This is a genomic window from Hymenobacter gelipurpurascens (genome assembly GCF_900187375.1).
Taxonomy (GTDB): domain Bacteria; phylum Bacteroidota; class Bacteroidia; order Cytophagales; family Hymenobacteraceae; genus Hymenobacter; species Hymenobacter gelipurpurascens.
Genome location: NZ_FYEW01000001.1, coordinates 2,547,325 through 2,572,007, shown reverse-complemented (window position 1 = coordinate 2,572,007; position 24,683 = coordinate 2,547,325). Strand labels below are relative to the sequence as shown.

Annotated in this window: 27 protein-coding genes; 18 read left to right on the top strand and 9 right to left on the bottom strand. The window is 56.7% G+C overall.

From position 1 onward, the window contains the following. Window positions 1-48 precede the first annotated feature (48 nt). The 5 genes from CFT68_RS10895 to CFT68_RS10875 all read left to right on the top strand — a co-directional run bounded on the left by CFT68_RS10895 (window position 49) and on the right by CFT68_RS10875 (window position 3,714). The gene (locus CFT68_RS10895) at window positions 49-444 is read left to right on the top strand and encodes a hypothetical protein (RefSeq protein ID WP_088843441.1); all 396 of its coding nucleotides are present in this window, start codon (window positions 49-51) and stop codon (window positions 442-444) included. A gap of 35 nt (window positions 445-479) precedes the next feature. After that, complete coding sequence (gene cmk, locus CFT68_RS10890; protein WP_088843440.1) at window positions 480-1,220, top strand: (d)CMP kinase; 741 nt, start codon at window positions 480-482, stop codon at window positions 1,218-1,220. Window positions 1,221-1,273: 53 nt separating this feature from the next. Then, complete coding sequence (locus CFT68_RS10885; RefSeq protein ID WP_088843439.1) at window positions 1,274-2,161, top strand: 4-hydroxy-3-methylbut-2-enyl diphosphate reductase; 888 nt, start codon at window positions 1,274-1,276, stop codon at window positions 2,159-2,161. A gap of 134 nt (window positions 2,162-2,295) precedes the next feature. Further along, entirely contained in the window at window positions 2,296-2,850 is a 555-nt protein-coding gene (locus CFT68_RS10880) for a DUF502 domain-containing protein (RefSeq protein ID WP_088843438.1), read from the top strand. A 57-nt stretch (window positions 2,851-2,907) separates the two neighbouring features. Then, window positions 2,908-3,714 carry an alpha/beta fold hydrolase gene (locus CFT68_RS10875; RefSeq protein WP_170934766.1) on the top strand — a complete coding sequence of 269 codons (807 nt, stop codon included), beginning with the start codon at window positions 2,908-2,910 and terminating at the stop codon, window positions 3,712-3,714. Window positions 3,715-3,729: 15 nt separating this feature from the next. Here CFT68_RS10875 and CFT68_RS10870 read toward each other — a convergent pair whose 3' ends face one another. Next, on the bottom strand, window positions 3,730-4,188 hold the full coding sequence (locus CFT68_RS10870) for a DoxX family protein (protein WP_088843436.1): 459 nt from the start codon (window positions 4,186-4,188) through the stop codon (window positions 3,730-3,732). 99 nt (window positions 4,189-4,287) lie between these two features. Further along, on the bottom strand, window positions 4,288-4,857 hold the full coding sequence (locus CFT68_RS10865) for an O-acetyl-ADP-ribose deacetylase (RefSeq protein WP_088843435.1): 570 nt from the start codon (window positions 4,855-4,857) through the stop codon (window positions 4,288-4,290). A 177-nt stretch (window positions 4,858-5,034) separates the two neighbouring features. Between CFT68_RS10865 and CFT68_RS10860 the strand changes: the two genes are divergently transcribed. The 7 genes from CFT68_RS10860 to CFT68_RS21510 all read left to right on the top strand — a co-directional run bounded on the left by CFT68_RS10860 (window position 5,035) and on the right by CFT68_RS21510 (window position 10,751). Then, on the top strand, window positions 5,035-5,319 hold the full coding sequence (locus CFT68_RS10860; RefSeq protein ID WP_088843763.1) for a 2TM domain-containing protein: 285 nt from the start codon (window positions 5,035-5,037) through the stop codon (window positions 5,317-5,319). Window positions 5,320-5,443: 124 nt separating this feature from the next. Continuing rightward, on the top strand, window positions 5,444-6,580 hold the full coding sequence (locus CFT68_RS10855) for a PQQ-dependent sugar dehydrogenase (RefSeq protein WP_170934765.1): 1,137 nt from the start codon (window positions 5,444-5,446) through the stop codon (window positions 6,578-6,580). Between the two features lie 150 nt (window positions 6,581-6,730). Next, entirely contained in the window at window positions 6,731-7,195 is a 465-nt protein-coding gene (locus tag CFT68_RS10850; protein ID WP_088843434.1) for an ATP-dependent zinc protease family protein, read from the top strand. 78 nt (window positions 7,196-7,273) lie between these two features. Further along, on the top strand, window positions 7,274-8,218 hold the full coding sequence (gene rimK / locus CFT68_RS10845; protein WP_088843433.1) for a 30S ribosomal protein S6--L-glutamate ligase: 945 nt from the start codon (window positions 7,274-7,276) through the stop codon (window positions 8,216-8,218). Window positions 8,219-8,398: 180 nt separating this feature from the next. After that, window positions 8,399-9,460 carry a succinylglutamate desuccinylase/aspartoacylase family protein gene (locus tag CFT68_RS10840; protein WP_245815347.1) on the top strand — a complete coding sequence of 354 codons (1,062 nt, stop codon included), beginning with the start codon at window positions 8,399-8,401 and terminating at the stop codon, window positions 9,458-9,460. A 142-nt stretch (window positions 9,461-9,602) separates the two neighbouring features. Next, complete coding sequence (locus tag CFT68_RS10835; protein ID WP_088843432.1) at window positions 9,603-10,259, top strand: OmpH family outer membrane protein; 657 nt, start codon at window positions 9,603-9,605, stop codon at window positions 10,257-10,259. A 198-nt stretch (window positions 10,260-10,457) separates the two neighbouring features. Continuing rightward, window positions 10,458-10,751, top strand: coding sequence for a hypothetical protein (locus CFT68_RS21510; protein WP_141106519.1), 294 nt, complete (start codon window positions 10,458-10,460; stop codon window positions 10,749-10,751). A 68-nt stretch (window positions 10,752-10,819) separates the two neighbouring features. Here the strand turns inward: CFT68_RS21510 and CFT68_RS10830 are convergent, their stop codons facing one another. The 5 genes from CFT68_RS10830 to CFT68_RS10810 form a co-directional block, all read right to left on the bottom strand. Beyond that, a complete protein-coding gene (locus CFT68_RS10830) occupies window positions 10,820-11,389 on the bottom strand; it encodes a hypothetical protein (protein ID WP_088843431.1) in 570 nt (189 codons plus the stop codon). Window positions 11,390-11,465: 76 nt separating this feature from the next. Next, a complete protein-coding gene (locus tag CFT68_RS10825; RefSeq protein ID WP_088843430.1) occupies window positions 11,466-12,131 on the bottom strand; it encodes an NAD-dependent epimerase/dehydratase family protein in 666 nt (221 codons plus the stop codon). Between the two features lie 155 nt (window positions 12,132-12,286). Then, window positions 12,287-12,736, bottom strand: coding sequence for a hypothetical protein (locus CFT68_RS10820; RefSeq protein ID WP_141106518.1), 450 nt, complete (start codon window positions 12,734-12,736; stop codon window positions 12,287-12,289). 69 nt (window positions 12,737-12,805) lie between these two features. Then, window positions 12,806-13,699, bottom strand: coding sequence for a CvfB family protein (locus tag CFT68_RS10815; RefSeq protein ID WP_245815346.1), 894 nt, complete (start codon window positions 13,697-13,699; stop codon window positions 12,806-12,808). A 72-nt stretch (window positions 13,700-13,771) separates the two neighbouring features. Then, window positions 13,772-15,706: a BamA/TamA family outer membrane protein gene (locus tag CFT68_RS10810; protein ID WP_088843427.1), complete on the bottom strand. Its 1,935-nt coding sequence runs from the start codon at window positions 15,704-15,706 to the stop codon at window positions 13,772-13,774. A 223-nt stretch (window positions 15,707-15,929) separates the two neighbouring features. On the opposite strand from CFT68_RS10810, the gene CFT68_RS10805 reads away from it, so the two are divergent. The 5 genes from CFT68_RS10805 (at window position 15,930) to rfbD (ending at window position 20,526) form a co-directional block, all read left to right on the top strand. Continuing rightward, window positions 15,930-17,195, top strand: coding sequence for a putative DNA modification/repair radical SAM protein (locus CFT68_RS10805; RefSeq protein WP_088843426.1), 1,266 nt, complete (start codon window positions 15,930-15,932; stop codon window positions 17,193-17,195). A 111-nt stretch (window positions 17,196-17,306) separates the two neighbouring features. Further along, a complete protein-coding gene (locus tag CFT68_RS21505) occupies window positions 17,307-17,492 on the top strand; it encodes a hypothetical protein (protein ID WP_141106517.1) in 186 nt (61 codons plus the stop codon). A 57-nt stretch (window positions 17,493-17,549) separates the two neighbouring features. Then, window positions 17,550-18,446: an alpha/beta fold hydrolase gene (locus CFT68_RS10800; RefSeq protein ID WP_088843425.1), complete on the top strand. Its 897-nt coding sequence runs from the start codon at window positions 17,550-17,552 to the stop codon at window positions 18,444-18,446. Further along, window positions 18,443-19,372 carry a TIGR03915 family putative DNA repair protein gene (locus CFT68_RS10795; RefSeq protein ID WP_088843424.1) on the top strand — a complete coding sequence of 310 codons (930 nt, stop codon included), beginning with the start codon at window positions 18,443-18,445 and terminating at the stop codon, window positions 19,370-19,372. The genes CFT68_RS10800 and CFT68_RS10795 overlap by 4 nt, the downstream gene beginning before the upstream one ends. Before the next feature lie 242 nt (window positions 19,373-19,614). After that, on the top strand, window positions 19,615-20,526 hold the full coding sequence (rfbD, locus tag CFT68_RS10790; protein WP_262490708.1) for a dTDP-4-dehydrorhamnose reductase: 912 nt from the start codon (window positions 19,615-19,617) through the stop codon (window positions 20,524-20,526). Window positions 20,527-20,599: 73 nt separating this feature from the next. Here the strand turns inward: rfbD and CFT68_RS10785 are convergent, their stop codons facing one another. Both CFT68_RS10785 and CFT68_RS10780 read right to left on the bottom strand, forming a co-directional pair. Continuing rightward, the gene (locus CFT68_RS10785; protein ID WP_088843422.1) at window positions 20,600-21,826 is read right to left on the bottom strand and encodes an MFS transporter; all 1,227 of its coding nucleotides are present in this window, start codon (window positions 21,824-21,826) and stop codon (window positions 20,600-20,602) included. A gap of 147 nt (window positions 21,827-21,973) precedes the next feature. Further along, a complete protein-coding gene (locus tag CFT68_RS10780) occupies window positions 21,974-22,924 on the bottom strand; it encodes an AraC family transcriptional regulator (RefSeq protein ID WP_245815345.1) in 951 nt (316 codons plus the stop codon). A 168-nt stretch (window positions 22,925-23,092) separates the two neighbouring features. Between CFT68_RS10780 and CFT68_RS10775 the strand changes: the two genes are divergently transcribed. Next, on the top strand, window positions 23,093-24,622 hold the full coding sequence (locus CFT68_RS10775) for an aldehyde dehydrogenase family protein (RefSeq protein ID WP_088843420.1): 1,530 nt from the start codon (window positions 23,093-23,095) through the stop codon (window positions 24,620-24,622). Window positions 24,623-24,683: the final 61 nt, after the last annotated feature.

Below are 24,683 nucleotides of genomic sequence, written 5' to 3'. Positions count from 1 at the left end.
CGCCGCCTGCCCCGGATTAGCTTACTAGCTCTACCTTACCTTTTGCCTATGCCCACTGAATCGCCCCTTGCCTCCCTGCGCGCCGCTGCCGAAGCGGTACGGCAGCAACTTCAGGTAAATGCCTTCGATGCCGCCGCCGTGCAGCGCCTGTCGGAATTTATTGAGGAACAGCGCCCTATTGTCAAAGACTCGGAGAAGCAAGGTGTGGTTATGGCCCTGGGCTGCTTTTTAGGCCAGTGCTTAGTGGATACGTATGGCGGTACCTGGGCGCAGGGCCCCGATAAAACTACGGGCGTCGGTATCAACCGTGCTCATTTCTTCAACCCGTTTTTCCGCGTAAGCGAGCAATTAGCCAAAGGAGAAGCCGAGTCGGTCGTGAAGTTCTTTGCCGGTATTCCGGACCGGCTGACCGCTACTCCCGTGCGCAAAACCTGGATTTCGTGAGTCCTTTAAGTTTTTCCGTTCCCAACGACTTTGTCATGCGAAAAATCGTCATTGCCATTGATGGCTACTCTTCGTGCGGCAAAAGCACCACGGCCAAGGCCGTAGCCGCTGAGCTGGGTTACGCCTACATTGATACCGGAGCCATGTACCGCGCCGTGACGCTATATCTGCTGGAGCAAAACATCAGTTTTGATGATCTTCCCCGCATCGAGCAGGCTCTGCACGACATGCACATCACGTTCAAGCGCAACCGCAAAACCGGCCGCAATGAGCTTTGCCTTGATGGCGAGATTCGGGAAGATGAAATCCGGCAGATGCGTATTTCCAACTCCGTAAGCGAGGTTTCCGTGATTCCGGCCGTGCGCCACGCTCTGGTGCGCCAGCAGCAGCGCATGGGCCGCAAGCGCGGTGTAGTGATGGATGGCCGCGACATCGGAACCACCGTGTTCCCCGATGCCGAGGTAAAGGTGTTCATGACCGCCGACGTGATTACGCGTGCTGAACGCCGGCAGGAGGAACTAGCCCTGAAGAACGAGCACGTGGCCGTAGAGGAAATTGTGGAAAATCTGCGCAAGCGCGACCACATTGACTCTACCCGCGCCGAAAGCCCACTGCGTCGTGCCGCTGATGCGGTTTTGCTCGATACCACGCACATGATGATCGATGAGCAGGTAGATTTTGTACTGGAGCGCGTGTCGGCTACCTTGTTCTCGCTCGCAGTTGCTGGCTCCGATTTTGGTAGCGGCGAACGGAATAGCGGCGAAGCGGTTATTTAATCGGTAGGCCCGATAATTGCACCTGCAGCGCGTTAGTATTGTTGAGAGAAGACATGAACGTCACCATCGATAAGAATTCCGGCTATTGTTTCGGCGTTGAGTTTGCCATTCAGATGGCCGAAGACGAGCTGGCCCACGACGAGACTTTATATTGCCTAGGCGATATTGTGCACAACCGCATGGAGGTGGAACGCCTGCATGGCCTGGGCCTGCGCATCATTGAGCGGGAGCAGCTGGAGCAACTGCACGATGCCAAGGTGCTCATCAGGGCCCACGGCGAGCCGCCCGAGACCTATGCGCTAGCTTTGCGCAACAATATCGAGCTGATTGATGCCTCCTGTCCGGTAGTGCTCAAGCTCCAAAACCGTGTAAAGCACGCCTTCGATGCCACTACCCGCCAAAACGGGCAAGTAGTAATTTACGGTCAGCCGGGCCACGCTGAGGTAATCGGCCTGACAGGACAGACGCGCAATGAGGCTCTTATTGTGATGACGGAGGCGGACCTCGACCAGATCGACTTCACCAGGCCTGTCACGCTGTTCAGCCAGACCACTAAAAGCACCGCCGGCTTCTACCACATGAAGCAGGTGATAGAGGAGCGCATTGCCGCCGCTGGCGGCTCCCTAGAGTCGTTTGATGCCAATGACAGCATCTGCCGACAGGTGAGCAACCGAGAGCCGGCGTTGGCCAAATTTGCCGTGCAGCACGATGTCATCATCTTTGTGAGTGGACGTAAAAGCTCCAATGGCAAGGCGCTGTTCTCCGTTGTGAATAAAACCAATCCGCGCAGCTACTTCGTGGAAAACGAGCAGGAACTGGACGAAGAGTGGTTCCAGGGTGCTGAATCCGTGGGTATTTGCGGCGCTACCAGCACGCCCATGTGGCTCATGCAGCGCGTGAAAGAGCGCATTGAAGGTGTAGCAGAAATGCACGTAGCCTAGCGCTACTGTCAGAACGAAGCTCGATACATAAGCGGCCCGTTCGGTTTTTCCGGACGGGCCGCACTGTTTTCCATGGGCTCCGGTATCTTGCGGCTCTTGGCTTGCGCGGGTTGCGTAGGCCACTTGCTGTGCTCATGCGTCGTCTTTTCAATTACTTCCTCAACGGTTTTCTGGTCGTTGCGCCGGTTGGTCTTACCCTCTACATCCTTTTCGCGCTGCTGCGCTGGCTCAATGACCTGTTTGCAGGGCTGAGCTTCGATATACCTGGCCTAGGCCTGTTAGTGGCCATTGTGCTGATTACGTTGGTGGGCTACGTGGCGAAATCCTTCCTGGTGCGGCCGTTTCTCATCATCATGGAGCGGCTCTTGCACCGCACGCCGCTGGTGAGCATCATCTATTCTAGCCTCAAGGACCTGTTTGATGCCTTCGTGGGCGACAATCAAAAGTTCAACCGCCCAGTGCTGGTGCGCACAAGCGCCACCGAGCAAACATACAAAATGGGCTTCGTGACACAGGCCACTATGGCTGCTATTCACCGCGACGACCTGCTGGCCGTGTATTTCCCGCACTCCTACAACTTCTCTGGCGAACTGGTGCTGGTGCCGCCCACCCACGTCACGTATCTGGATCTGCCCAGCAGTGAGGTGATGAAGTTCATTGTGTCGGGCGGCGTGTCGCGCTTGTCCTAGGCCAGTAGGTGCAGCGTAGTAGGCACTTTTCAGCAGTTGTTCGTTGTTCTGATAGCATTGAAAACGCACCTGCATTACCGCACTTACGGCTCCGGCTCAAAGGTTCTACTGGCCTTTCATGGCTACGGACAAGGCGAAGGACACTGGCGCAGCCTGATTCAGCTGCTAGGCGCCGACGTGAAAGTGTACGCCTTTGATCTGTTTTACCACGGCCGTAGCCGCCTGGCCAAAGCTGACTCGCCCCTCACCAAACAGCGCCTCGGTGAGCTGCTGCAGGTTTTCCTCACGGAAAACCAGATTGATAAGTTTAGCCTGCTAGCCTTCAGCATGGGCGCTAAATTTGCCCTCACAGCGGCCGAACGGTTTCCCGAGCGCGTGATGAGCCTATGGCTGATTGCGCCTGATGGTATCGGCTCGCAGTTGTGGTACACCTTGGCCACTAGGCCACCCTGGATGCGTGCCTTGCTGGGCCGCGCGGTATTGCGCCCGCAGCGGCTGCTGGGGTTTCTGGATACCTTGCAGCAGCGCCGCTTGGTAGACGGCAACCTCGTACGGTTTGCGCAGTGGCAGCTGGATAGCCGCGAAAAACGCCTGCGCGTGTACCGTAGCTGGACGGCCTTCCGGGGGCTGACTTTTGACCTGAAACGGCTGGCGCGGCTGCTCAACCAGCGGCCGATTCCGTTTACTTTTTTCCTGGGTCGCCACGACCGGGTTATTGCGCCTGCCGGAATTCAGCAGTTTGCGGCTACGCTCACCAATGCCCGCACGATTCTGCTGGATACTGGCCACGCCGGCCTGATCTACGATGTGACGGCCTACTTGCGCCGACACCCCGAAGTGCTGCCGCAGACGCAGGTGACCTAGCGGGAGGGCGGCGGGTTAGGAGCGTTTGGCGGGTTGCCGGAATATTTTGTTGTCGACGGAAAACCTGCCTGGCCCTACTATCATAAAGACGACGCACAGCACCAGCACCACTACAGATACCCACAGCTCCATATTGTGGAGGCTCAGGCCGTTGCGCAGATTCACGATGAAGATGGCGCCCAGCATGATCGGGATTTGGCAGAGAAAGGCGAACCGCGTCAGGGCTCCGAAGGCAATCATGAGGCCGCCAATCATCTGAAATATGCTGAAGAAGAAAGAGGCTTTGCTGAGGTGGCCTAGCGTCTGCTGCTGAGTCAGGAGGTAGTACACGTCGGTGGATTTATCCAAAAACGTAACACCTTTTATAAAGAGGAAGAGGCCTAGCAGAATCCGTAAAGCATCCATCCAGACGGGGTTATTGGCGCTGGTTCTGTCTTTACGTTCGGCCAACGGAATGCGGTGGGAGAGTTCCATGGCAAGGTGGGGTTTAGAGGGGATGGTAAGAACGGATACTTATCTAATTTACCACTTTTAATCCGAATAATTACACGTTCTATTCTCCATGCTATCAGGCTATTGCAGCTCCTGCTCATACAGCCGAAAGCTCTCCTCATCAAATGCCACAAACACGATGTACTGGGGTTGCTCGTGGTGCGCCAAAAACGCTCTCACCTCGCGTACGGCAATGGCTGTGGCCTCCTGTTTGGGATATCCATAAATGCCCGTGCTGATTCCCGGAAATGCCACGCTCGCTAAGCCATTCTCATGCGCTAACCGCAGGCTGTTGCGGTAGCAGTTGGCCAGCAGCTCCGGCTCGTGCTTGTGTCCACCGTTCCAGACAGGTCCCACCGTATGAATAACGTGGCGTGCCGGTAGCTGCCCACCCGTTGTGATAACGGCCTCACCGGTGCGTAGGCCACTGCCGTAGTGCCCGGCACGTAAGCGGCGGCAGGCGGCCAGAATCTCGGGGCCACCGGCCCGGTGAATGGCTCCATCAACACCGCCGCCACCCAATAAGCTGGAGTTGGCCGCATTCACAATGGCATCGGTATCCAGACGAGTGATGTCGCCGCGGTAGAGCAGGATGCGGCCGAAAGCGCGAGCTTGCTCGCGCCAGTTAACGGCGGGGGAGGGATTGGGCATAGTATGTAGGTGTATTACTGTATTTGAGCAGCCGTTGCCGGTGGTGGCCTACAACGGCTCAGTGCTCTTTTTTTACGGTTCAGAATGAGGTATAGCTGCTTGGGTAAATTAGGATTTTTATATATTGATGAAAGTCATAGGTTTGAGTATTCAATCACTACCAAAACTCCCTTCGTCATGGAAACTCCTGCTCGTGACCCCCAACTGTGGCGTATGGCAAAACGGCGCGCTAAGTTCAAGTCGCATCTGTTTACCTACTTCGCCGTGAATGCGCTATTGTGGACCATCTGGGCCCTTACCGATAGGAGCTATTCGACCATTCCGTGGCCCATTTGGTCAACGGTGTTCTGGGGAATCGGTGTGGCTATTCAGGGCCTCGGAACCTACGGAATATTGGGCCGCGAGAACCTCTCGGAGCGGGAGTATGATAAGCTCCTGCGGCAGCGCACCGACCAGCTCTAACGGCATTCCGCCGACTGGCCTAGGCCTGTTCCGAGCACTCGGGGCAGGCCTTTTTTATGGGCGACCCGGCGCATAAACCTGCGCTTTCCTGCAACCTTACCACCGGGCTGGCAGTTGGGGCAGTATGATAACAAAGCGCCGTTTTCTTCCGCTATTGCTGCTGGCTCCGCTGGCCCTGGCGGCTTCTGTTCCCCATCCGACGAAGCCTGCTCCGGCAGCTGATGTCAACCTCAGCAAGATTAAGCTTCCGGCCGGTTTTACCATCAGCTACTTTGCCAAGGGCGTGAAAAGTGCCCGAGAACTAGCCGTAGGCCCCGATGGCACCGTGTACGTGGGCACCAAAGGCGATAAGGTATTTGCTCTGCCCGACCGCAACAAGGATGGCCGCGCCGATGAGGTAATTACGGTAGCCACGGGCCTGAATGCGCCAAATGGCGTGGCCGTGCGCAATGGCGCCCTCTACGTAGGCGAAATCAACCGCATTATTCGCTACGATAACATCGCCCAACGCCTCAAGCAGAAGCCCAAGCCTGTGGTGGTGTATGATAAGCTGCCTAGCAAAGACTGGCACGGCTACCGCTATATTTCCTTCGGGCCCGATGGCAAGCTCTACGTGCCCGTGGGCGCGCCCTGCAACTCCTGTCTGCCCGAAGAACCTATCTACGGGACCATCAACCGCCTTAACGCCGATGGGAGTGGCCTAGAGACGTTTGCCTATGGCGTGCGCAACACCGTCGGATTCGATTGGAGCCCGCAGGATAAGGCCATGTGGTTTACCGATAACGGCCGCGACCAGCTCGGCGACAATTTGCCTTCCGATGAGTTGAACCGCGCCGCCGGACCTGGCCTACACTTTGGGTTTCCGTACTTTTTTGCGGGTGATGTGCCCGACCCGGAGTTTGGCCAAGGCAAATCGGCGGGCACGTACACCAAGCCGGCCCGCAAGCTGGGGCCGCACGTAGCGGCGCTGGGCATGAAGTTCTACACCGGCAAGAAATTCCCGGCGCAGTATCGCAACCAGATTTTTATTCCGGAACACGGCTCCTGGAACCGCAGCAATAAAATCGGTTACCGCATCAGCCTCGTCCGTCTCGATGCCACCGGCAAGCAGGCCAAGAGCTACGAAACCTTCGCCGAAGGCTGGCTGCAAGGGCAGCAGCCCTGGGGCCGCCCCGTGTGCCTGCTAGTGCTGCCCGATGGCTCCCTGCTCGTCTCCGATGACCAAAACGACGCCGTATACCGCATCAGCTACAAAGGCTAGAGGAAATGGGGAAGTGGTGAAATGGTGCGTTTGACGTTGTGTCGGCGCAACTTGCGCAGCCTAGGCCAGTAGAACGCCAAACTCACCATTTCACCCCTTCCTCATCTCACCTCCTTCACTATCTCACTATTTCCCCCTTACTTGCCGCCCATGAAAAAGCAGCGTATGCCGAAGCGGACGGTAGGCCGGCGGGAGCTAGTAGATTTCCCTGATTTTCAGCTTTGGGGCGTGGAAGCCAAAGTTGATACCGGTGCGTACACCGGAGCTATCCACTGTTCCAACATTCATGTAGAAACCCACGCAAGCGGACTGGCATTTCTGCATGTGCAGCTGCTGGATACCTCGCACCCCAACTTCGACGGCATGCCCATGAAATTCGCGCAATTTTCTTTGCGCGATATTCGGAGCTCCAACGGCGAGGTGCAGGAACGGTATGTTATCCGGACAACAATCCGGCTTTTCGGCGAAGATTTCGAGACCGAATTCTCGCTTTCCGACCGCTCCGACATGAAATATCCCGTGCTCATTGGCCGGGTATTGTTGCGCGAGGCCCGTCTGTTGGTAGACGTATCCCGTCGCAACGTATCGTACAAAAGTCAGCTGACTACGAGCTGAGGGCCGCGCGGCTTGCGGGCGGCCCCGTATCTTTGAGCGCGCTTCTGCTCTACTATCTTCCTCCAAGCACCCTATCCGATGAAACTGGCGATTCTCTCGCGTGAGCCGAAGCTATATTCGACTACTCGTCTCGTGGAGGCCGCTGAGCAGCGCGGCCACGAGGCAATAGTTCTGGACCATTTGCATTGTAACCTGGTACTGGAAAAAGGCCACCCAGGTATCATATACCAAGGCAAGAAGCTGGAAGGCTTTGATGCCATAATTCCCCGCATTGGGGCCTCTGTGACGTTTTATGGCTGCGCTGTGGTGCGCCAGTTTGAGATGATGAAGGTGCGCACGGCCGTAGAAAGCCAGGCCATTGTGCGCAGCCGCGACAAGCTCCGCTCCATGCAGATTCTGAGCCGGGCGGGCGTTGGAATGCCCAAAACCGCCTTCACCAACTATTCCGATGAGGTGCCCGCCATGATTCAGCAGGTAGGAGGGGCCCCCGTCATTATCAAGCTTCTAGAAGGAACTCAAGGCTTGGGCGTGGTGCTGGCCGAAAGTGCCAAAGCAGCCCAATCGGTAATTGAGGCGTTCCACAACCTGAAGGCGCGCATCATTGTGCAGGAATTCATTGCGGAAAGCAAGGGTGCCGATTTGCGGGCCTTTGTAGTAAATGGTGAAGTGGTAGGCGCCATGAAGCGCCAGGGCAAGGAAGGCGAGTTTCGCTCCAACCTGCACCGCGGCGGCTCGGGCACCTTGGTAAAGCTCACACGCGCTGAAAAAGCCGCTGCCCTGCTGGCCACCAAGGCCCTGGGTCTGGGCATTGCGGGCGTGGATATGCTGCAAAGCAAGCGCGGCCCATTGGTGCTGGAGGTTAACTCCTCACCTGGCCTAGAAGGAATTGAGAAGGCTACAGGCCTTGATATTGCCGGCAAAATCATTGAGTACACCGAGCAGCTTTCGCAGAAGAAAAAAACCAAAGCCAAAACGGTGAAGCAGGTTTCATCGGAAGTAATGCCCGATTCTCAGCCTGACTAACTCCGCCTAGCAGGTCGCTTCAGCAAGTGAGCCCGCCTGTTTTATGGTAGGCGAAGTGGCCTAGAAGGCTTTTTTCGTTGGAATGATAATTGACGCCGCCCACTGTTGCCGTCGCTCAGCTTCCTGCTGGTAGTTGCGCCGGGCTTGAACCGTTGTGCCACGCCTTAGCTCCGTACTGCTTTGCTGACAGATTTTTCCGCTGCTCCTGCCGACCTGGTTCTCAATGGCCTGGTGATTAAGCCCGGCCAACGCGTGCTTACCCGCCTGGTGATTTCAAGGCTGCCATCGGGTACCGTTATTGATATTCCAGTACACGTATTCCGCTCCACGGAGCCGGGGCCGACGGTGCTGTTGCTGGCGGGCATGCACGGAGATGAGGTAAACGGTATTGAAACCATCCGGCGCATGGTTCGGCGCGACCAGCTGCGGCCCTTACGCGGAACCATCATTGCTATTCCTATCCTGAACATCTATGGGTTCCTGAATTTTTCGCGGGAAGTGCCAGACGGGAAAGATGTAAACCGGTCGTTTCCGGGCAACCCGCGCGGTTCCCTGGCCAGTAGGGTAGCGCACCGGTTCATGCGGGAAATCATGCCGCTTATCGACTATGGTATTGATTTTCATACGGGCGGCGCTGCCCGGGCCAACATCTCACAGGTGCGCTGCCTGCTGCACCAGGATGCCGAGACCGATGCGCTGGCCGCTGCTTTTGCCGCTCCGTTCACGCTGCATGCGGCGTTGCGGTCCGGCTCTTTGCGCGAAACAGCCATGCAGGAAGGGCGCCGCATTATCGTGTACGAAACCGGCGAATCGTTGCGGCTCGATGAAAACGGCATTGAGCTGGCTATTGCGGGCACGTTTCGGGTGTTGCACCACCTGGGCATGGTAGAAACGGCCGTGCCCGCCGCCGCATCCAGCGTGGTGTGCATGCGCTCTACGTGGCTGCGGGCTCGCTACGCCGGCCTTTTCCGCACCGATGTCCACTTGGGCGACTATATTGAGAAGGGCCAGGTATATGGCTCGGTAGCTGACCCGTATGGTGAGCACGCTGTGCGCTTAGAGTCGCCGGTAGCGGGGTATATCATTGGTCTGAACCATATGCCGGTCGTGAACCAGGGTGATGCGCTGGTGCACGTGGGCCGCACGGACCTGTCGCCGAGCCGCGCCGATCTGGCCACCCCTTTTGAGGAAAAACCTATGAAGCCCCTGGAGGTAGACGAGTCGGATGAAGACGAGCTGTAGGCCAGTGCCTTCGCCAAAACAGGCTTGGTAGGCCACTTCCCGTCGCTGTAAACCGAACAGTAGAGTACCAGGGCCGGGTCTTTTTTCGTTTCTTTGGCCGGCGCCGCGCAAAAGGCTGCTTTATTTCCCTCTTATTCTTCGAATGAAAAACTCTCTTCAACTGGCTATAAATGCCATACTAGTTCTGGCCGTAGCGGTCCTGTTTTACCTGCATTTCGCCAATAAGCCTGCTGCCACACCTGCCCGCAAACCCATCGCTACCGTAAAAACCGCAGACTCAACCAGCACCGCCGTTACGACCGAGGAGCCCGCCGACCTAACGGCCGTAGCCGATACGGATAAGGTGGGCTACGTAGAATCGGGCAAGCTTCTGGATGGCTACCAAGGTATGAAAGACGCCCGCCGCAACTTCGAGGCCAAGGCCAAGCGCTGGGAAGCACAGAATAAAACCCTGGTACAGGGTTTCCAGAACGCCGTACAGAAATATCAGCAGCAAGCCGCCAGCCTCACCGTTGAGCAGCGCGCCAGCACCGAGCAGCAGCTACAGGGCCGGCAGCAGCAGGTAGGCCAGGAGCAGGAGAAACTGCAGCGCCAGGCGCAGGAAGAAGAAGCCAAAATGACCCAGCAAGTGCTGGAGCGCATGAATAAGCAGATGGAAGTCTACGGCAAGCAAAACGGCTACCGCCTTATCCTGATTGCGGCTCCCAGCGGCACCATCGCCTACGGGCGCAAAGACCTGGATATCACTTCGAAGGTGCTTAAGCACCTGAATACAGAATACGCCAGCAGGAAGAAATAGCTTCCGAAACCCACGTAACGCAGAACCGGCCGGCATTTCCACCTAGAGGAAATGCCGGCCGGTTCTGCGTTAATAGCTTAACGGCGAAATGCTTACTCAAGGCAATTACTGATTTTTTTGTAGGGAGGCTTTAAACCAGCAGCGTATAAAGGTGTCAAAGAAAGGAAGTCCTTGGTTAACGAAAGGACACGCTGCTCTATGAAAAACCTTCTGAAATTTCCCGCTTTATTAGTTGCTCTGGTGCTGTCAGCCGCCTCTCTCACGGGGTGTGCTACTACGGCCCAGCCAGGTGTAGTAGTTGGTGTTGGCACCCCGCCACCCGTCTATTATGGGCGTCCGTATCCGCCCCGGGCTTACTACCGCCCCAGGCCCTACTACCGTCCTCGCCCGACTCGTGTAGTGGTGGTAGAGCCGCGTAGGCCAGGGTACGCCCCAAGGCCTTACTACAACGGCTACAACGCACGTCCGCCACGCGTCCACCGCATGCACTAATTGTCAATCAGCCATAAAAAAAGCCCTCCTGATCTAGCAGGAGGGCTTTTTTTATGGTGATAAACAAACTAGAACGCGAAGCGCAAGCTTACAGCAGCATCGTTGTAGAAGCCGGTATAGCCATCGAATACCTCAAAGAAAGGCTTGTAGTCTACCCCAATTACGAAGGGTAGGTCTTCCATCTTGTATTCTAGGCCCACGATCAGGTCGGCACCACCCACAATGTAGCTGGTATCATCATACCAGTAGGTGCGGTAGTAATCGTACTTCTTACCCCGGCGGAAGCGCACGTCCTCGAAGTAGTAGCGGCCCTGATAGGAGCCGATGTGCGCGCCAGCACCATAGTAAAACTGCAGTCCTTTAAAGTCGGAAACGGGCAGGTGTTTTTCCAGAAGCAGCGTCAGGCGGCCGCCACGGGCTGCGTACTCACGCGTCAGGAGGCCTTCGAAGGCGACATTATTCTTGCCGCTCAGGAAATGCTTCACGGTGAGGCCCGAGGAATAGCCACCGCCGCGTAGGCCTATGGCGGTAGTGTAGCCAGCGCCGCCACCGCTGCTTTTCTTCTTGCTCTGCGCATGCGCCCCTCCAACAGAACCCAGCAACCCCAGGAACAACAAAACAAAAAACAGACGCTTCATGCGTAAATCGAAATAAGTGAGGAAAGTAGACTTCCAGCAAAAGTACAACCTGCCTCCAAATATTCCTGACTTCTTTTTAACGAAGCTGTCCTTCCTGCGCAATGGCGGCTGAGGTATGAATGCGTAGGCCACCGCCGTCGTCCTCGGCGGCGCTCAACATGGCACGGGCTACTACCCCAGCCTCAATGGCCCGGTAGGGCCGAAGTGGCCCCAGCAAAACGGGCCGGAGCAGGCGCAGCAATACGGCGCCAATCTGTTCGCCAGTGCGCTTTTCGGCGCGTTGACCTAGTAGTAAGGAAGGGCGGAAAATATGAATGGCCCGGAAGGGAGTCTGGCGCACCGCGTCCTCCATTTCGCCCTTCACTTTGTTGTAGTAGAAGCGCGAAGCAGCATCGGCACCCATAGCCGACACCAGCATAAATTGGGCGGCAAAGTTGCTAGCCGTAAGAGCCGCCAGCTTCACTACGTACAAATAATCTACTTTATAGAAAGCCTCTTTGCTGCCGGCCTGCCGCAGCGTGGTGCCCAGGCAGCAGTACACATCATCTGCAATCAGCTCGAGGCGGTGGTCTTCAAGATGGTCGAAATCCAAGATGCGCTGCTCCAGCTTGGGGTGCACCATCGGCAGGGGGCGCCGGCCTACCGCAATCACGCGGATGTAGCGTTCTGAGGCCAGCAACAAAGGCAGGAGCTGGCTGCCGACTAGGCCACTGGCCCCGGCAATAAGTGCGGTTTTCTGCATGGACAACCCGCGCACGGCGGACTAAAGGGAGAGGAAACAACCGGCGCGTTTGGGGAGTACGGAAAACTTGCCCCGAACGGTGCGCCGCTCCTAGGCCAGATGTGGCAAACCCTGATAGTGTTGCCTGAGCACTAATAATAGCAGAGGTGTGAAAGCTATTGTGGGCAGTTAACGTCCATGAGCGAGTTCTCAGGATGTACTGTGGATAACAGAAGCAGGAACTTGCGACCCCTGAACATCTGAGTATTAAAGGTCATAGCATCAGCGGCCTGGGTTTCAGGGAGAAGTGCTTTTCCTCGGAAGTGCTGACCGGCAAACATGTACTGATATTCAGCATAATACATGGTGCGCTTGCTGGCTTCGGATGAAATTCGGTCTACTAGGGCAGTAGTAATCTGTTGATGCGCCTGAATATCAACGGACTTCTGGTAAGGCTGCCAGATGTATAAAAAGCTGAGAACAGAGAGGAATCCAAGAAACAGCAACCCAAAGAACCCATTGCCCCATTCTGGTGCATAACGTCCATCGTTTCTATTTAAAAACGCTTTGAGTGTTACCAGTAGCATGGGAACAAATACTAGACTTACTCCAGCAAAGCGCTGCACCAGATCGAAGAATGTTCGGAAGAGTAAGTGGGTATTGTCACAAGGTTCTAACAGAACAGGCATCCGGAATTACTCGCTGGTCACCAGCCGTGTTTGCTCGGGTTCTAGCTGTACTTGTCCGCGTTTGTAGAGCGTGCCGAGGGCTTTCTTGAATACTTTCTTGCTCATGCCCACGCGCCGGTAAATATCATCGGGCTCACTTTTATCGCCGATGGGAAGGGTACCGCCAGCTTGGCGCAGGGCTTCTAGCAGCAACTCGGCCGCCGCCAGGGCTTCATCGTAGCCAATGCGTTGCAGGTTCAGGTCGAGCTTACCGTCGGGACGAATCTGGCGTACGTAGCCGGTGTGCACATCACCGAGGCGGAGCGGTTTGAATACCTCGTTGTGGTAAAGCAGGCCCTGGTGAGTGCCATCCACAATGACTTTGTAGCCCAGGTCGGTTTCTTCAGCAATGAACAGCTCGGCAGCGTCACCTACTTTACCGGGGTAGGGGGTATCACTCAGGAACCACTCCCATTTGGCGGAAGCCACTATGCGGTCAGAGGCATCATCGAGATATACAAACACCGTGGCCCGCTCGCCGGGGCGCAGGTTGCGCCGCAAGTTGCTGTAGGGCAGCAACAGGTCTTTTTCCAGGCCCCAGTCCAGGAATGCGCCCGTTGATGTCACATCGCGCACAGTAAGGGCCGCGAACTGGCCTACGCGGACGAAGGGCTCCAGATTGGTCGCAATCAGGCGGTCTTCGGAGTCGCGGTACACAAACACACGTACCACATCGCCCACGCGGGTGCCTTCCGGAATGTACTTGCGCGGCAACAGCAGATCGCCGTCATCGGAGGTCAGGTACATGCCGAAGTCTACCTCGCGGGCTACTTCCAAATCGTTAAAATCGCCTAGTTGCATGGGTGCGGGTGTTTCGCTGAGTGGCCTGATTCCGTTGTTTACGCAAAGAACCAGGGGCAAAGGTACTTTTGAAATAGCACAGAAGTGGCCTAGCACTTGCCGGACGTAAGCGCTAGGCCACTTCTGTGATGGTTATTGGTACCGAACTACGCCGGGCTGGTTGAAGCTAAAGTCGCTGAAATCGTAGTAGGGGCGGGAGTTCTCAAAGATGCGAATGCCATTGGGGGCACTCATACCGCGCGGATAAAACCCGAAGGAAATCTGGAAGGTGCGCAGGGCCGCGTATTCGTTGCGGAACCGCAGACCCACCCCGAAGCCCGTGTACGGAGAATCAAACAAAGGAATAGTCTGATTGGGATTTTTGGCATTCAGCCACGCGATATCGGCAAACGCAACGGCCGCCATCCGGAAACCCAGAAAGGAAACGGGCGTGAACATGGTGGTTTCGTAGTTCAGGACCATGCGGCTGGAGCCCAGCAGCAACTCGCCCGGCTGAAACCCCCGTAGGCCATGCTCTCCCTGAATGCTCAGCGGCCGTTCGCCGGTTTGGCGGTTGAGGCCAATGACGTTTCGCGTCCAGAGGAAGTGGCGCCACTGGTAGTTGCCCGTGTGGTAGAGCCGCGTGAAATACAGCATTTCTAGCCCCAAAGAGCCCTGTTGCCAATCCTGGTCGCGGACGCGCTGGTAGCTGCCAAAATCGCCGCTGAAATATAGGTAGCCGCGCTGCGGGCTGTAGCTGCCGTAGGCCAGGCGCATACCATAATAGCGGCGGTTGCTGCGCTCGTTCAGCTCGTAGCCCGTGGTCAGGCTGGCGATGGTGCCCGTCGGGATGTCCTCGGTGCGGCCGAAGCCAAACAGGTATTTATCCTTATAGTAGCGCCGTACACTGTAGCCAATGGTGCCCAGCAGTAGGTTGGCGTTGTAGTCGTTGGGGTAGGCGCGCCGGGAGAAGTTGGTCCCGATGCTTCTGGCCGATACAATCAGGCGCCCAGGGTTTTCGTGGCCAAGGTCGTAGCTCGTCAGTTGGAAAGACCGGCCCAGCCAGGCATCCTGCACATTGTAACGCTGCGGCGCAAAGAGGTACGGCGACTCCGCCGTTCCATCGCCTTGAGTAGCCACTATGCCGTTTACCTGCCGGAAACTCACGGAACCAGCATAGCGGGTATTGACGGAGTAAAAGTCGCGCGTGAGCCGAACGACGGTTTCCTCGTTGCGCGTCTCCTTCAGGTAGGAAGCCTGGGCATAGATGAAGTTGCGAAACGGCACCTGGTAGTTGCCGGAGTACCGCCAGGTTTGGGCGCCGGGGCCCGTATCGGAGCGGCCGTACTCAAACCGGTTCCGAATCTGGTGGCCCTGGCCCAGGAAGTTCACGTCGCGTAGGCCTATTACGCCGGCTCCCACATCGCGCAGCTGGAAAGAGCCGCTGATGCTAAATACGTCTTTGGTAATAACTTGTATATCAACGCTGTCGGTGGAGGAGGTGCGCTCGTTCACGAATACGCGTGCATCCAGAATCTCGGAGGTTTGGCGCAGCAAACGTTCCGATTCCGACAAATCCTGGGGCTCCAACTCTTCGCCCACCCGAAACAGCAGCACCTGCCGGATCCGGGAGCGGGTGGTTTTGATGTGGAGCGCGTTGCCGCTCTTTTCCAGGATGTTGCGCGGAATACGGGTAGAATCGGTAATGCTGAAGCCAAAGGCATCAAGCGTGCGAATGTTGATGCTGCGCACCACTTTGTAGCTGTGCTTATCAAACTGCCGGTCCAGCAGTACGGCATCCAGGCCGGCGCGGTCTTCGCGGCGTTCCGTAAAATTGAACAGCGCGGAAGCGACCTTGCCCGCAATGGTTTTGCGCTTGGTATAGGCCTTGAGGCTGTTGAGCATGCGCTCCTCATCGAAGCGGCGACGAAGCGAGTCGCGGCGGACCACCAGGCGCAGAGAGTCGCGGCGCACGGTAGAGCTTAGCGTGTCGGGAGAAGGCGCTGGAATAACCTGGGCCGCTACGGGCACGGGCAGGCCTAGGCCAGTCAGCCACCATATTCCCACCACTAGCACCCAGTACTTCATATTTCTATTGCCGCTCATCGCCAGGCCTCCTTGCAAGGTACAGCTTAACACGCTTTTTCGGGATGTTCTCTGTAAGGGGAGAGGTGAAGATAGGTGCTAAAAGTTTCAGATTATCCAACAACTAATTTCGAAATGCAGGGGAACAATTCTAATGAAATTAGTCTTTAAGTATGGTGCGTAATTCAGCACAAGCTGCTATTTTTAAGCCATCAAACCGCCCTTCATGAACGAGCGTATCCAGGAAAAGCTAAGTATTTTGGCAGATGCCGCGAAGTACGATGTATCGTGCTCCAGCAGCGGTGGAAAGCGCAAAAACGAAAACAAAGGCCTGGGCAATGCAGAAGGCATGGGCATCTGCCACAGCTACACGGAGGATGGCCGGTGCGTGAGTTTGCTGAAAATTCTGCTCACCAACCACTGCATTTTTGATTGCGCCTACTGCGTTTCGCGCCGCTCCAACGACGTGAAGCGCGCCGCCTTCACGGTAGATGAAGTGGTAGATCTGACCATGAACTTCTACCGCCGCAATTACATAGAAGGACTGTTCCTGAGCAGCGGCATCTTTTCCTCGCCCGATTACACGATGGAGCGCCTGGTGCGCATCGTAAAAAAGCTGCGCACGGAACACAAATTCAATGGCTACATCCATGTGAAAGCCATTCCGGGTGCTTCTGAGGAACTGATTCAGGAAGCGGCTCTTTATGCCGACCGTCTGAGTGTAAATATTGAGCTGCCTTCGGAGATGAGCCTGCAGAACCTGGCGCCGGAGAAAAATTACGCCGAGATTCTGACGCCGATGGCGCAGATTCGGGACGGAATTCAGCAGAACAAGGAAGAAAAGGCCCTATTCAAGAAGGTGCCGCAGTTTGCTACGGCTGGCCAAAGCACTCAGTTGATTGTGGGCGCATCTGCCGAAAACGACCATCAGATTATTCAGCTCACCGATTCGCTTTACAAAGGCTACGGCCTGAAGCGGGTGTACTACTCCGGCTACATCCCGATTACGGATGATGCCCGCCTACCGCAGCTCACGCAGCCGCCGCTTATCCGGGAGCACCGCCTCTACCAGACCGACTGGCTGATGCGCTTCTACGGCTTTCAGGCCGATGAAATCCTGGACCCGGCGCACCCGTTTCTCGATCTGGAAGTGGACCCCAAGCTGGCCTGGGCCCTGCGCAACCGCCACGTGTTTCCGGTTGACGTGAACTCCGCCGACTACGAAATGATCTTGCGCATTCCGGGTGTAGGAGCCCGCTCCGCTAAGCGTATTGTGGCGGCCCGCCGGTTTGCGCCCATCACACTGGATCATCTGCAGAAGTTTGGCGTGGTGCTGAAACGGGCTCGCTACTTCCTCACGTGCCGCGGCCAAGCGCTGGAAAAACGCGACTTCGACGAGCAGACCATCCGCCGGCAGATTCTGTTCGGCGCCGGTTCGGTTCGCTCAGCCCTAGTGACGCAGCAGCTGGATTTGTTCGCGCAGGCCAGTTAGAGAGCCGATGTGCTATGAGGAGAGATAGGGAGAAGGAAGGCACACAGGAATAACATCAGTAGTAATAGCAAATCACGTCATCCATCTATCCGCACCCCAAGAACCTCCGCCATGACCATCTCACATCGTGCCACCGAATCCTCTACTGTGTCTTCCGAAGAGCTTAAGTCTTTGAAAGTAGCCCGTATAGCTTGTTGCTGCAAGCTCGCCGATTTGCTTCCGGTGGTGCAGCAGTTGCACCGCGAGGCGGCCCGGGCACATGCTACGCGCGTCCGGCAGCGCTCCGAAGCGGCCTAGGGTGGCCTAGGCCACTGGCGGCGGCAACCCTGCGGCCCAGGAAGGGGTAGAGCAGGCATGGCGTATGAGCTCGAACACCACTTCATCCGGACCAACGGCATTACCCTGCATGTAGTGCAGTGCGGCCCCGCGCAAGGGCCATTGGTAGTGCTATTGCACGGCTTTCCGGAATTCTGGTACGGTTGGCGCCATCAGATAAAGGCCTTGGCCGACGCCGGCTACCGCGTATGGGCGCCCGACCAACGCGGCTATAACCTCAGCGACAAACCGCGCCGCGTATCCGATTATCGGATTGACCAGCTGGGCGCCGATATTCTGGGCCTTTTGGATGCGGCGGGCCAACAAGTGGCCTACGTGATTGGGCACGATTGGGGCGCGGCCGTTACGTGGTGGCTGGCCGCCAATCATCCGGAGCGGCTAAAGCGGGTGGCCATTTTAAATGTGCCGCATCCGGCGGTGCTAGGCCAGGCGCTAAGCCGGCCTACCCGACAACTGCGGAAAAGCTGGTACATCTTCTTCTTTCAGCTGCCGTGGTTGCCGGAGCAGTTATTTCGGCGAAATCAGTACCGATTTGGCCGCGGCTCTCTGCGCGGCACCAGCCGGCCGGGCACTTTTACTTCCGAAGACTTAAAGCAATACGTAGCAGCTTGGTCGCAGCCTGGTGCTCTGACGGGCATGATTAATTGGTATCGGGCTGCCTTCCGAAATGCGCGGCGCGTAGGCAAGATAGGGCGCATTACAGTGCCGGTTCGGCTGCTGTGGGGCCGCCAGGATGCTTTTCTGGAACCCCAGCTTGCGGCACTTAGCGTAGGCCTATGCGACAACGCCGAGCTGACCTATTTTGATCAAGCAACGCACTGGCTGCACCAGGAAGAACCAGCCGCCATCAATAAGCTGCTACTGGAATTTTTGGCCGCTGAGCCGGTTGCTTCTCTCCTAAACCCAACTGCATGAGTCGTTCTCTCACGCCCCTCCATCGGCGCCGGAATACGGAAGTAGCCGGAAGCCGCGCAGCGGCTCCCCACGTAACGCAGCTGACGAACCCGCCGCTGGATTACGTTTATGATGGCTCCTTTGAGGGCCTGCTGACGGTGCTGTTTGCCGTGTATGCCCGCAAAGCCGCGCCCAATACTATTCAGCCGCTAGGCACCATGCAGGGCGGCCTGTTTGCGCAGCCTGTGCAAATTGATACCGACGAGGCGGCCGCTGCCCGGGTGTGGGAAGGCCTGCGCCGCTACATGGACCAGGAAGCGCGCACGCGGCTGTTTCACGTATTCCTGAGTGAGCAGCCCGACCGGGAGCTGCTGGTGTTTCGCTACGCCGATCTGGCCATGCGCGCCGGCCGCGACATCTCCGAGAACTATGCTGACGATAATGTGCGCCGCATTGCGCACATCGCGCAGCAGATGTACCGCGAAAAACACCGGATGGAAGCCTTCGTGCGCTTCGAAAAAACTTCCGACGAGCTGTTTCATGCCACTATTGAGCCCGACTTTGATGTCCTGCCCCTCATCGCGCCCCACTTCACTAAGCGTTATGCTGATCAGCGGTGGCTGATCTTCGACAAGCGCCGCCGCTACGGCCTCTACTACGACCTGACCCGCACCGATGTAGTGGAGTTTGAAACCAGTGCCCCGCAGCGCAATACTGATATATCGGCCACGGTGCTCGATGAGCGGGAGCCGTTGTTCAAGCTGCTCTGGCAGTCGTATTTCGACCATGTAAATATCCCGGAGCGCAAAAATATCAAGCTGCACCGGCGCCACATGCCCCTGCGCTACTGGCGCTACCTCAGCGAAAAGCAGCCCCGCGAGCAACGTTTCGAGCCCATCAAAAACAAGCGCCCACCTGGGCAAGCCTGTTTGGAACAGGGTAGTTGAAGATAAACAGTGTGTGCCTCCCAGACCGTCATGCTGAGCTTGTCGAAGCATCTCTACCTCTGGTTAAACAACTTGCCTACAACGAAGCGGTAGAGATGCTTCGACAAGCTCAGCATGACGGTCTGGGGCTTGGGCTACATGATGGAAGAGGCTCGGCACGCTTAGTAGTAAATGAGTTTGCTTGTGTCTCTGCACATCATTGGCCCCGCCGAAAACGCTAAATTGCGGCCATAACAGATCGGTTGCCACTTGCTGCTAGGCCACGTAAGAGAGCCTGCACAATCATTATACAGCGTTGCTTCATGAGTAAAATAATCGTTTTTGGTGGGTCTGGCCAGCTAGGCCAGTGTTTGCAGCAGGTCGCGAAGGAGAAGAACATAACGGAGATAGAGTTCCTGCCCGAAGAGCAGGCCAATATTTTGAATCCGGACATTCTGGAGGCAGTATTCGCGGAGTACAAGCCCACCTATTGCATCAACTGCGCCGCCTATACGGCCGTCGACAAAGCAGAAGATGAGGTAGACATTGCCCGGAAAGTGAACAAAGACGGGGTAGCTAACCTGAGCAAGCTGTGCAAAGCGTATGACACCACGCTGATCCATATTTCCACCGATTTCGTGTTTGCGGGCACCGGCAACCAGCCGCTCGTAGAAACCGACGAAGCGGCTCCTATCAGTGTGTATGGCCTGACCAAGCTGGAAGGCGAACAGGTGATACCGGCCTACACCGAGAAGTTTTTCATTCTGCGCACCAGCTGGCTGTACTCCGAATACGCCAACAACTTCGTGAAAACGATGCTCAAGTTTGGGCGGGAGCGAGATGAGCTGCGCGTTATTTGGGACCAAATCGGGACGCCCACCTATGCCATCGACTTGGCGGGCTGCATCCTGTCCATCACCGAAACCCGTAATCAGAACTTCGGCATCTATCACTACAGCAACGAAGGCGTTACATCATGGTACGACTTTGCCAAGGTGATTTTCGAGCTGGGGAAAGTAGATGTGAAAGTAGTGCCGGTGCGCACAGCCGAATACGTGACCAAAGCCACCCGCCCAACGTACTCGGTGATGGATAAGACCAAGGCCAAGACGCAGTTGAACGTGGAAATTCCGTATTGGAAAGACAGCCTGCAAAAGTGCATGAGCCGCCTGTAGGCTACTATAATATAGAAACGCAAAGAGCCGGATTCAATCCTGAATCCGGCTCTTTGTGGTTTATGAGATGCCGCTAGGCCAGTGCCCGGCGCCCGTAGAAGCGGTTCAATAGATAAGCCGCACTCACAAACGCCAGCCCGACACCGCACACGCCCAACCACTGAAAATGCGACCAGGCTAGGCCACCCACGAATGAGCCTGCCGACGCCCCAATAAAGCAAGCCGTCATATACACGGTGTTCAGGCGGCTGCGGGCTTCGGGCAGCAGCGTGAAAATGCGGGCCTGGTTGGAAATGTGGGCCATCTGCTGGCCTACATCCAGAATTACCACGCTCACAATGAGGCCTAGCAAGTAGTAGCCGCCAAATGCCAGCAGAACATAGGCTCCCAGGAACAGCAGAATCCCTAGGTTCAGAGCGTAGTCGGCCCCTTTCTTGTCTGCCGATTTGCCGGCGAAGGAAGCTGCAAATGCGCCGCTGGCCCCAATGAGGCCAAACAGACCGGCCACTTCGCTGCCGTAGTGATACTCCTTTTCCAGAAAGAACACCAGCGTAGTCCAGAAGGCACTGAAGCCCGCGAACATGCACGCGCCCACCAGCGCCGAGCGGCGCAAAATGGGTAAGTCGCGCACCAAGGTGCCCAAAGAGCCGAGTAAGCTACCATAGCTACCTGCAAAAGAAGGCTGGTTGCGCGGCAGCATGCGGGCCAGAATGCCCGTAAGAATCACCATCAGCGCCGCCCCGGCCCAGAAGATGGTACGCCACCCAAAATGCGCCCCCACATAGCCACTAATGGTGCGCGAAAGCAGAATCCCGATCAGTAGGCCACTCATCACCTTGCCCACTACGCGGCCCCGGTCTTCGTCGCTGGCCAGGGAAGCAGCCATCGGAATCAGGAGCTGCGGCACCGATGAGAAGATACCGATAAGCAGACTGGCCGCCGCGAGCAGTGCGAACGAAGGGGCAAACGCGGCGCCGGCCATACACACGGCCGCACACAGGAGCAGCATTAGGATCAGGCCTTTTCGTTCACGCTTGTCGCCGAGCGGCACCACAAACAAGAGGCCTAGCGTGTAGCCTACCTGCGTGATGGTGGCTACTAGGCTCACCCGGCTTTCCGTCAGGCCAAACGTGCGCCCGATTTCGGCCAGCAATGGCTGGTTGTAATAGATATTAGCGACTACCAGGCCGCAGGTAATGGCCATCAGCCACACCAGGGCGGGTGCAAGATGTGGGGTAGAGGGGGTAGAACGTACGTTCTCTGTCACGGGCTGAAGCTCAGCCGTTGTTACTTCTTTCATGAGGCAAGTAATGGACGCCGCGCGCACGTGGCTTTCCGAATGGCCTCTGGTAACAGGTTTTGGAGAGATAAGGTTGTGAAATTGACATAGCAAGCCTAGCCTGAACGGCCTAGGCCACTAGCTTCCCTCACCGGATAATCTCAGCAGTTAGCAGCCCGCACACTGCTTCTTGTACAGCCCCGGCGTCACGCCTTCATATTGCTTAAACAGCTTCTGGAAGTAGGCGGTGTTGTTGAAGCCCGCCCGAAAACACACATCCGCCACGGTGGTAAGTGGGTTTTGCAGCAGGCGCTTGGCTTCGGCCAGCCGCTCCTGAATGATGTACTCGACCGGAGTGAGGCCCAACTCGCGCTTAAACACCCGGAAGAACGTCGCCTTGCTCATGCAGGCCAGCTCGCTGAGCTTTTCCACCGTGAGCTGCTCCGTGAGGTGCTGCTTGATGTATTGCACCACGTGCGCAAAGCGGTGAGTAGTCAGGTGCTGGCGGTAGTTGTGGAATAGCAGCTGCCGGGCCTGGGTCTGCATCAGGCGCACCAGCATTTCCTGAATCGTGAAATTGGCCAGCACGTCCTTCACGCGGCCTGTGTCGCGGGAGAGCTGCACGAGGCGCTCCAACGTGCCCGTCAGCTCCGGCGTATTCTGGAAATGGGCGTGGTCGGTGGTATCGAGGTGCCAGGGCAGGTGCTCCTCGGCGCGCGGGTGTTTTTCGTTGAGCAGATCCACCGTTTGCCGGATGGTATCCGTCGGGATGGCCACGGCCAAGCACTGCGTGGGATGTGCTTCATCAGCTTCCGGGAAATCGATAACCATCGTCTGGTTCTCGCCCACTATCACCGACTCGCCGGGCAAATAGTCAAAGGCTGGCTGACCGGCGAGGTGCATGACTTTGCGCCCACGCAACATGGTTGTCAGAACCAGGTTGCCCATGCTTAGGGGTACTTGGTGAGCCGTCTGGTGGGTTTCAAATACATTGAGCTCAAACGCTTCCAGCGTATACACCGTGCGGTTTTCCACCAAGGTGCTGAGTTGGTGCTGCTGATGCAGGGCAATAGGAGCAGGCAGATGGGCGTGCGGCATGGGCGGTTGGGTAACTTTCATGCTAAACAACTGAACGGCGCAGATGGCGCAGCACCTAAGATAGTGAGTCCTCACTTATGGCACTAGCAACTTGCGACAATAGACCGCTTTTGTGCGACGATAGTAGAACCATTCTGGTCTGGAAGAAAGGTAGCTTGGGTTATCCAAACCTCACATCCCAGACCTACAATGGAAACCCTAGAAAAACCCACCACTCTCGTTGAACGGCCTAAGTTTAAATCTCACTACGATAATTTTATCGGGGGCAAATGGGTGGCGCCAGTGAAGGGCCAGTACTTCGAAAACCCCTCACCCATTGATGGTAAAGCCTTTACCAAAGTAGCCCGCTCTACTAAAGAAGATATTGAGCTGGCCCTAGACGCCGCCCACGAAGCCTTTAAATCCTGGAGCAAAGCCTCGGCCACTACGCGCAGCAACGTGCTCCTGAAAATTGCCGACATCATGGAGGCCAATCTGGCCCACTTGGCGGCGGTTGAAACCGTGGAAAACGGCAAAGCCATTCGGGAAACCATGGCCGCCGATCTGCCCCTGTGCATCGACCACTTCCGGTACTTTGCCGGCGTTATTCGGGCCGAAGAAGGCTCGGCTACGGAACTGAATGAAACCACCTTATCGCTCGTGATTCAGGAGCCGCTGGGGGTTGTTGGCCAGATCATCCCCTGGAACTTCCCGCTGCTGATGGCTACCTGGAAGCTGGCGCCTGCCCTGGCCGCTGGCTGCTGCGTCGTGATGAAGCCCGCCGAACAGACGCCCGCCAGCATTATGGTACTTATGGAGCTGATTCAGGACGTGCTGCCTGCCGGCGTGGTGAACGTGGTGAACGGTTTCGGGCTGGAAGCAGGCAAGCCGCTGGCCAGCAACAAGCGCGTGCAAAAGGTATCGTTCACGGGCGAAACCACCACGGGCCGCCTCATTCTGCAATACGCTGCCGAAAACATCATTCCCGTAACCATGGAGCTGGGCGGTAAGTCGCCGAATATCTTCTGCAAATCGGTGATGGACCACGACGACGATTTCCTGGATAAGTGCCTGGAAGGAGCCGCCATGTTTGCCCTCAACCAAGGCGAAATCTGCACCTGCCCCTCGCGCCTGCTCATCCATGAGGATATTTACGATGAGTTTATGCCGCGCCTGATTGAGCGCGTGAAAGCCATCAAGCTAGGCCACCCCCTGGACATGGAAACCATGATGGGCGCCCAGGCCAGCAACGACCAGTACGAGAAAATCCTGAGCTACCTGGAAATCGGGAAAGCGGAAGGTGCCGAAGTGCTGGTGGGTGGTGAAGCCCACCGCGACCATGCCCACGATGAGCTGAACGAAGGCTATTACATCCAGCCCACCATTTTCCGGGGCCACAACAAAATGCGGATTTTCCAGGAGGAAATCTTCGGTCCGGTGCTGTCCGTCACCACATTCAAAGACAACGAAGAAGCCATTGAACTGGCCAATGATACGCTGTATGGCCTAGGCGCCGGCCTATGGTCGCGCGATGCACACGAGCTGTACCAGATGCCCCGTGCCATCCAGGCCGGCCGCGTGTGGGTGAACTGCTACCACGATTACCCCGCCGGCGCGCCCTTCGGCGGCTATAAGGCCTCCGGTTTCGGCCGCGAAAACCATAAGATGATGCTGGCCCATTACCGCCAGACCAAAAACATGCTGATTTCTTACAGCCAGCAGAAACTCGGTTTCTTCTAGGCCAGTAAGTAGCCGAAACAGAACGTCATGCCGGGCTTGCCGGAGCATCTCTGTCGCCAGA

Excerpts from the sequence above, each read along its gene's own strand:
- CFT68_RS21505 (WP_141106517.1), top strand. The coding sequence starts at position 17,307 with ATGACCATCTCACATCGTGCCACCGAATCCTCTACTGTGTCTTCCGAA.
- CFT68_RS10885 (WP_088843439.1), top strand. The coding sequence starts at position 1,274 with ATGAACGTCACCATCGATAAGAATTCCGGCTATTGTTTCGGCGTTGAG.
- CFT68_RS10805 (WP_088843426.1), top strand. The coding sequence starts at position 15,930 with ATGAACGAGCGTATCCAGGAAAAGCTAAGTATTTTGGCAGATGCCGCG.
- CFT68_RS10860 (WP_088843763.1), top strand. The coding sequence starts at position 5,035 with ATGGAAACTCCTGCTCGTGACCCCCAACTGTGGCGTATGGCAAAACGG.
- CFT68_RS10850 (WP_088843434.1), top strand. The coding sequence starts at position 6,731 with ATGAAAAAGCAGCGTATGCCGAAGCGGACGGTAGGCCGGCGGGAGCTA.
- CFT68_RS10780 (WP_245815345.1), bottom strand. The coding sequence starts at position 22,924 with ATGAAAGTTACCCAACCGCCCATGCCGCACGCCCATCTGCCTGCTCCT.
- CFT68_RS10835 (WP_088843432.1), top strand. The coding sequence starts at position 9,603 with ATGAAAAACTCTCTTCAACTGGCTATAAATGCCATACTAGTTCTGGCC.
- CFT68_RS10795 (WP_088843424.1), top strand. The coding sequence starts at position 18,443 with ATGAGTCGTTCTCTCACGCCCCTCCATCGGCGCCGGAATACGGAAGTA.
- CFT68_RS10775 (WP_088843420.1), top strand. The coding sequence starts at position 23,093 with ATGGAAACCCTAGAAAAACCCACCACTCTCGTTGAACGGCCTAAGTTT.
- CFT68_RS10785 (WP_088843422.1), bottom strand. The coding sequence starts at position 21,826 with ATGAAAGAAGTAACAACGGCTGAGCTTCAGCCCGTGACAGAGAACGTA.
- CFT68_RS10855 (WP_170934765.1), top strand. The coding sequence starts at position 5,444 with ATGATAACAAAGCGCCGTTTTCTTCCGCTATTGCTGCTGGCTCCGCTG.
- CFT68_RS10830 (WP_088843431.1), bottom strand. The coding sequence starts at position 11,389 with ATGAAGCGTCTGTTTTTTGTTTTGTTGTTCCTGGGGTTGCTGGGTTCT.
- CFT68_RS10895 (WP_088843441.1), top strand. The coding sequence starts at position 49 with ATGCCCACTGAATCGCCCCTTGCCTCCCTGCGCGCCGCTGCCGAAGCG.
- CFT68_RS10810 (WP_088843427.1), bottom strand. The coding sequence starts at position 15,706 with ATGAAGTACTGGGTGCTAGTGGTGGGAATATGGTGGCTGACTGGCCTA.
- CFT68_RS10870 (WP_088843436.1), bottom strand. The coding sequence starts at position 4,188 with ATGGAACTCTCCCACCGCATTCCGTTGGCCGAACGTAAAGACAGAACC.
- CFT68_RS10880 (WP_088843438.1), top strand. The coding sequence starts at position 2,296 with ATGCGTCGTCTTTTCAATTACTTCCTCAACGGTTTTCTGGTCGTTGCG.
- CFT68_RS21510 (WP_141106519.1), top strand. The coding sequence starts at position 10,458 with ATGAAAAACCTTCTGAAATTTCCCGCTTTATTAGTTGCTCTGGTGCTG.
- CFT68_RS10825 (WP_088843430.1), bottom strand. The coding sequence starts at position 12,131 with ATGCAGAAAACCGCACTTATTGCCGGGGCCAGTGGCCTAGTCGGCAGC.
- cmk (WP_088843440.1), top strand. The coding sequence starts at position 480 with ATGCGAAAAATCGTCATTGCCATTGATGGCTACTCTTCGTGCGGCAAA.
- CFT68_RS10865 (WP_088843435.1), bottom strand. The coding sequence starts at position 4,857 with ATGCCCAATCCCTCCCCCGCCGTTAACTGGCGCGAGCAAGCTCGCGCT.
- CFT68_RS10800 (WP_088843425.1), top strand. The coding sequence starts at position 17,550 with ATGGCGTATGAGCTCGAACACCACTTCATCCGGACCAACGGCATTACC.
- rimK (WP_088843433.1), top strand. The coding sequence starts at position 7,274 with ATGAAACTGGCGATTCTCTCGCGTGAGCCGAAGCTATATTCGACTACT.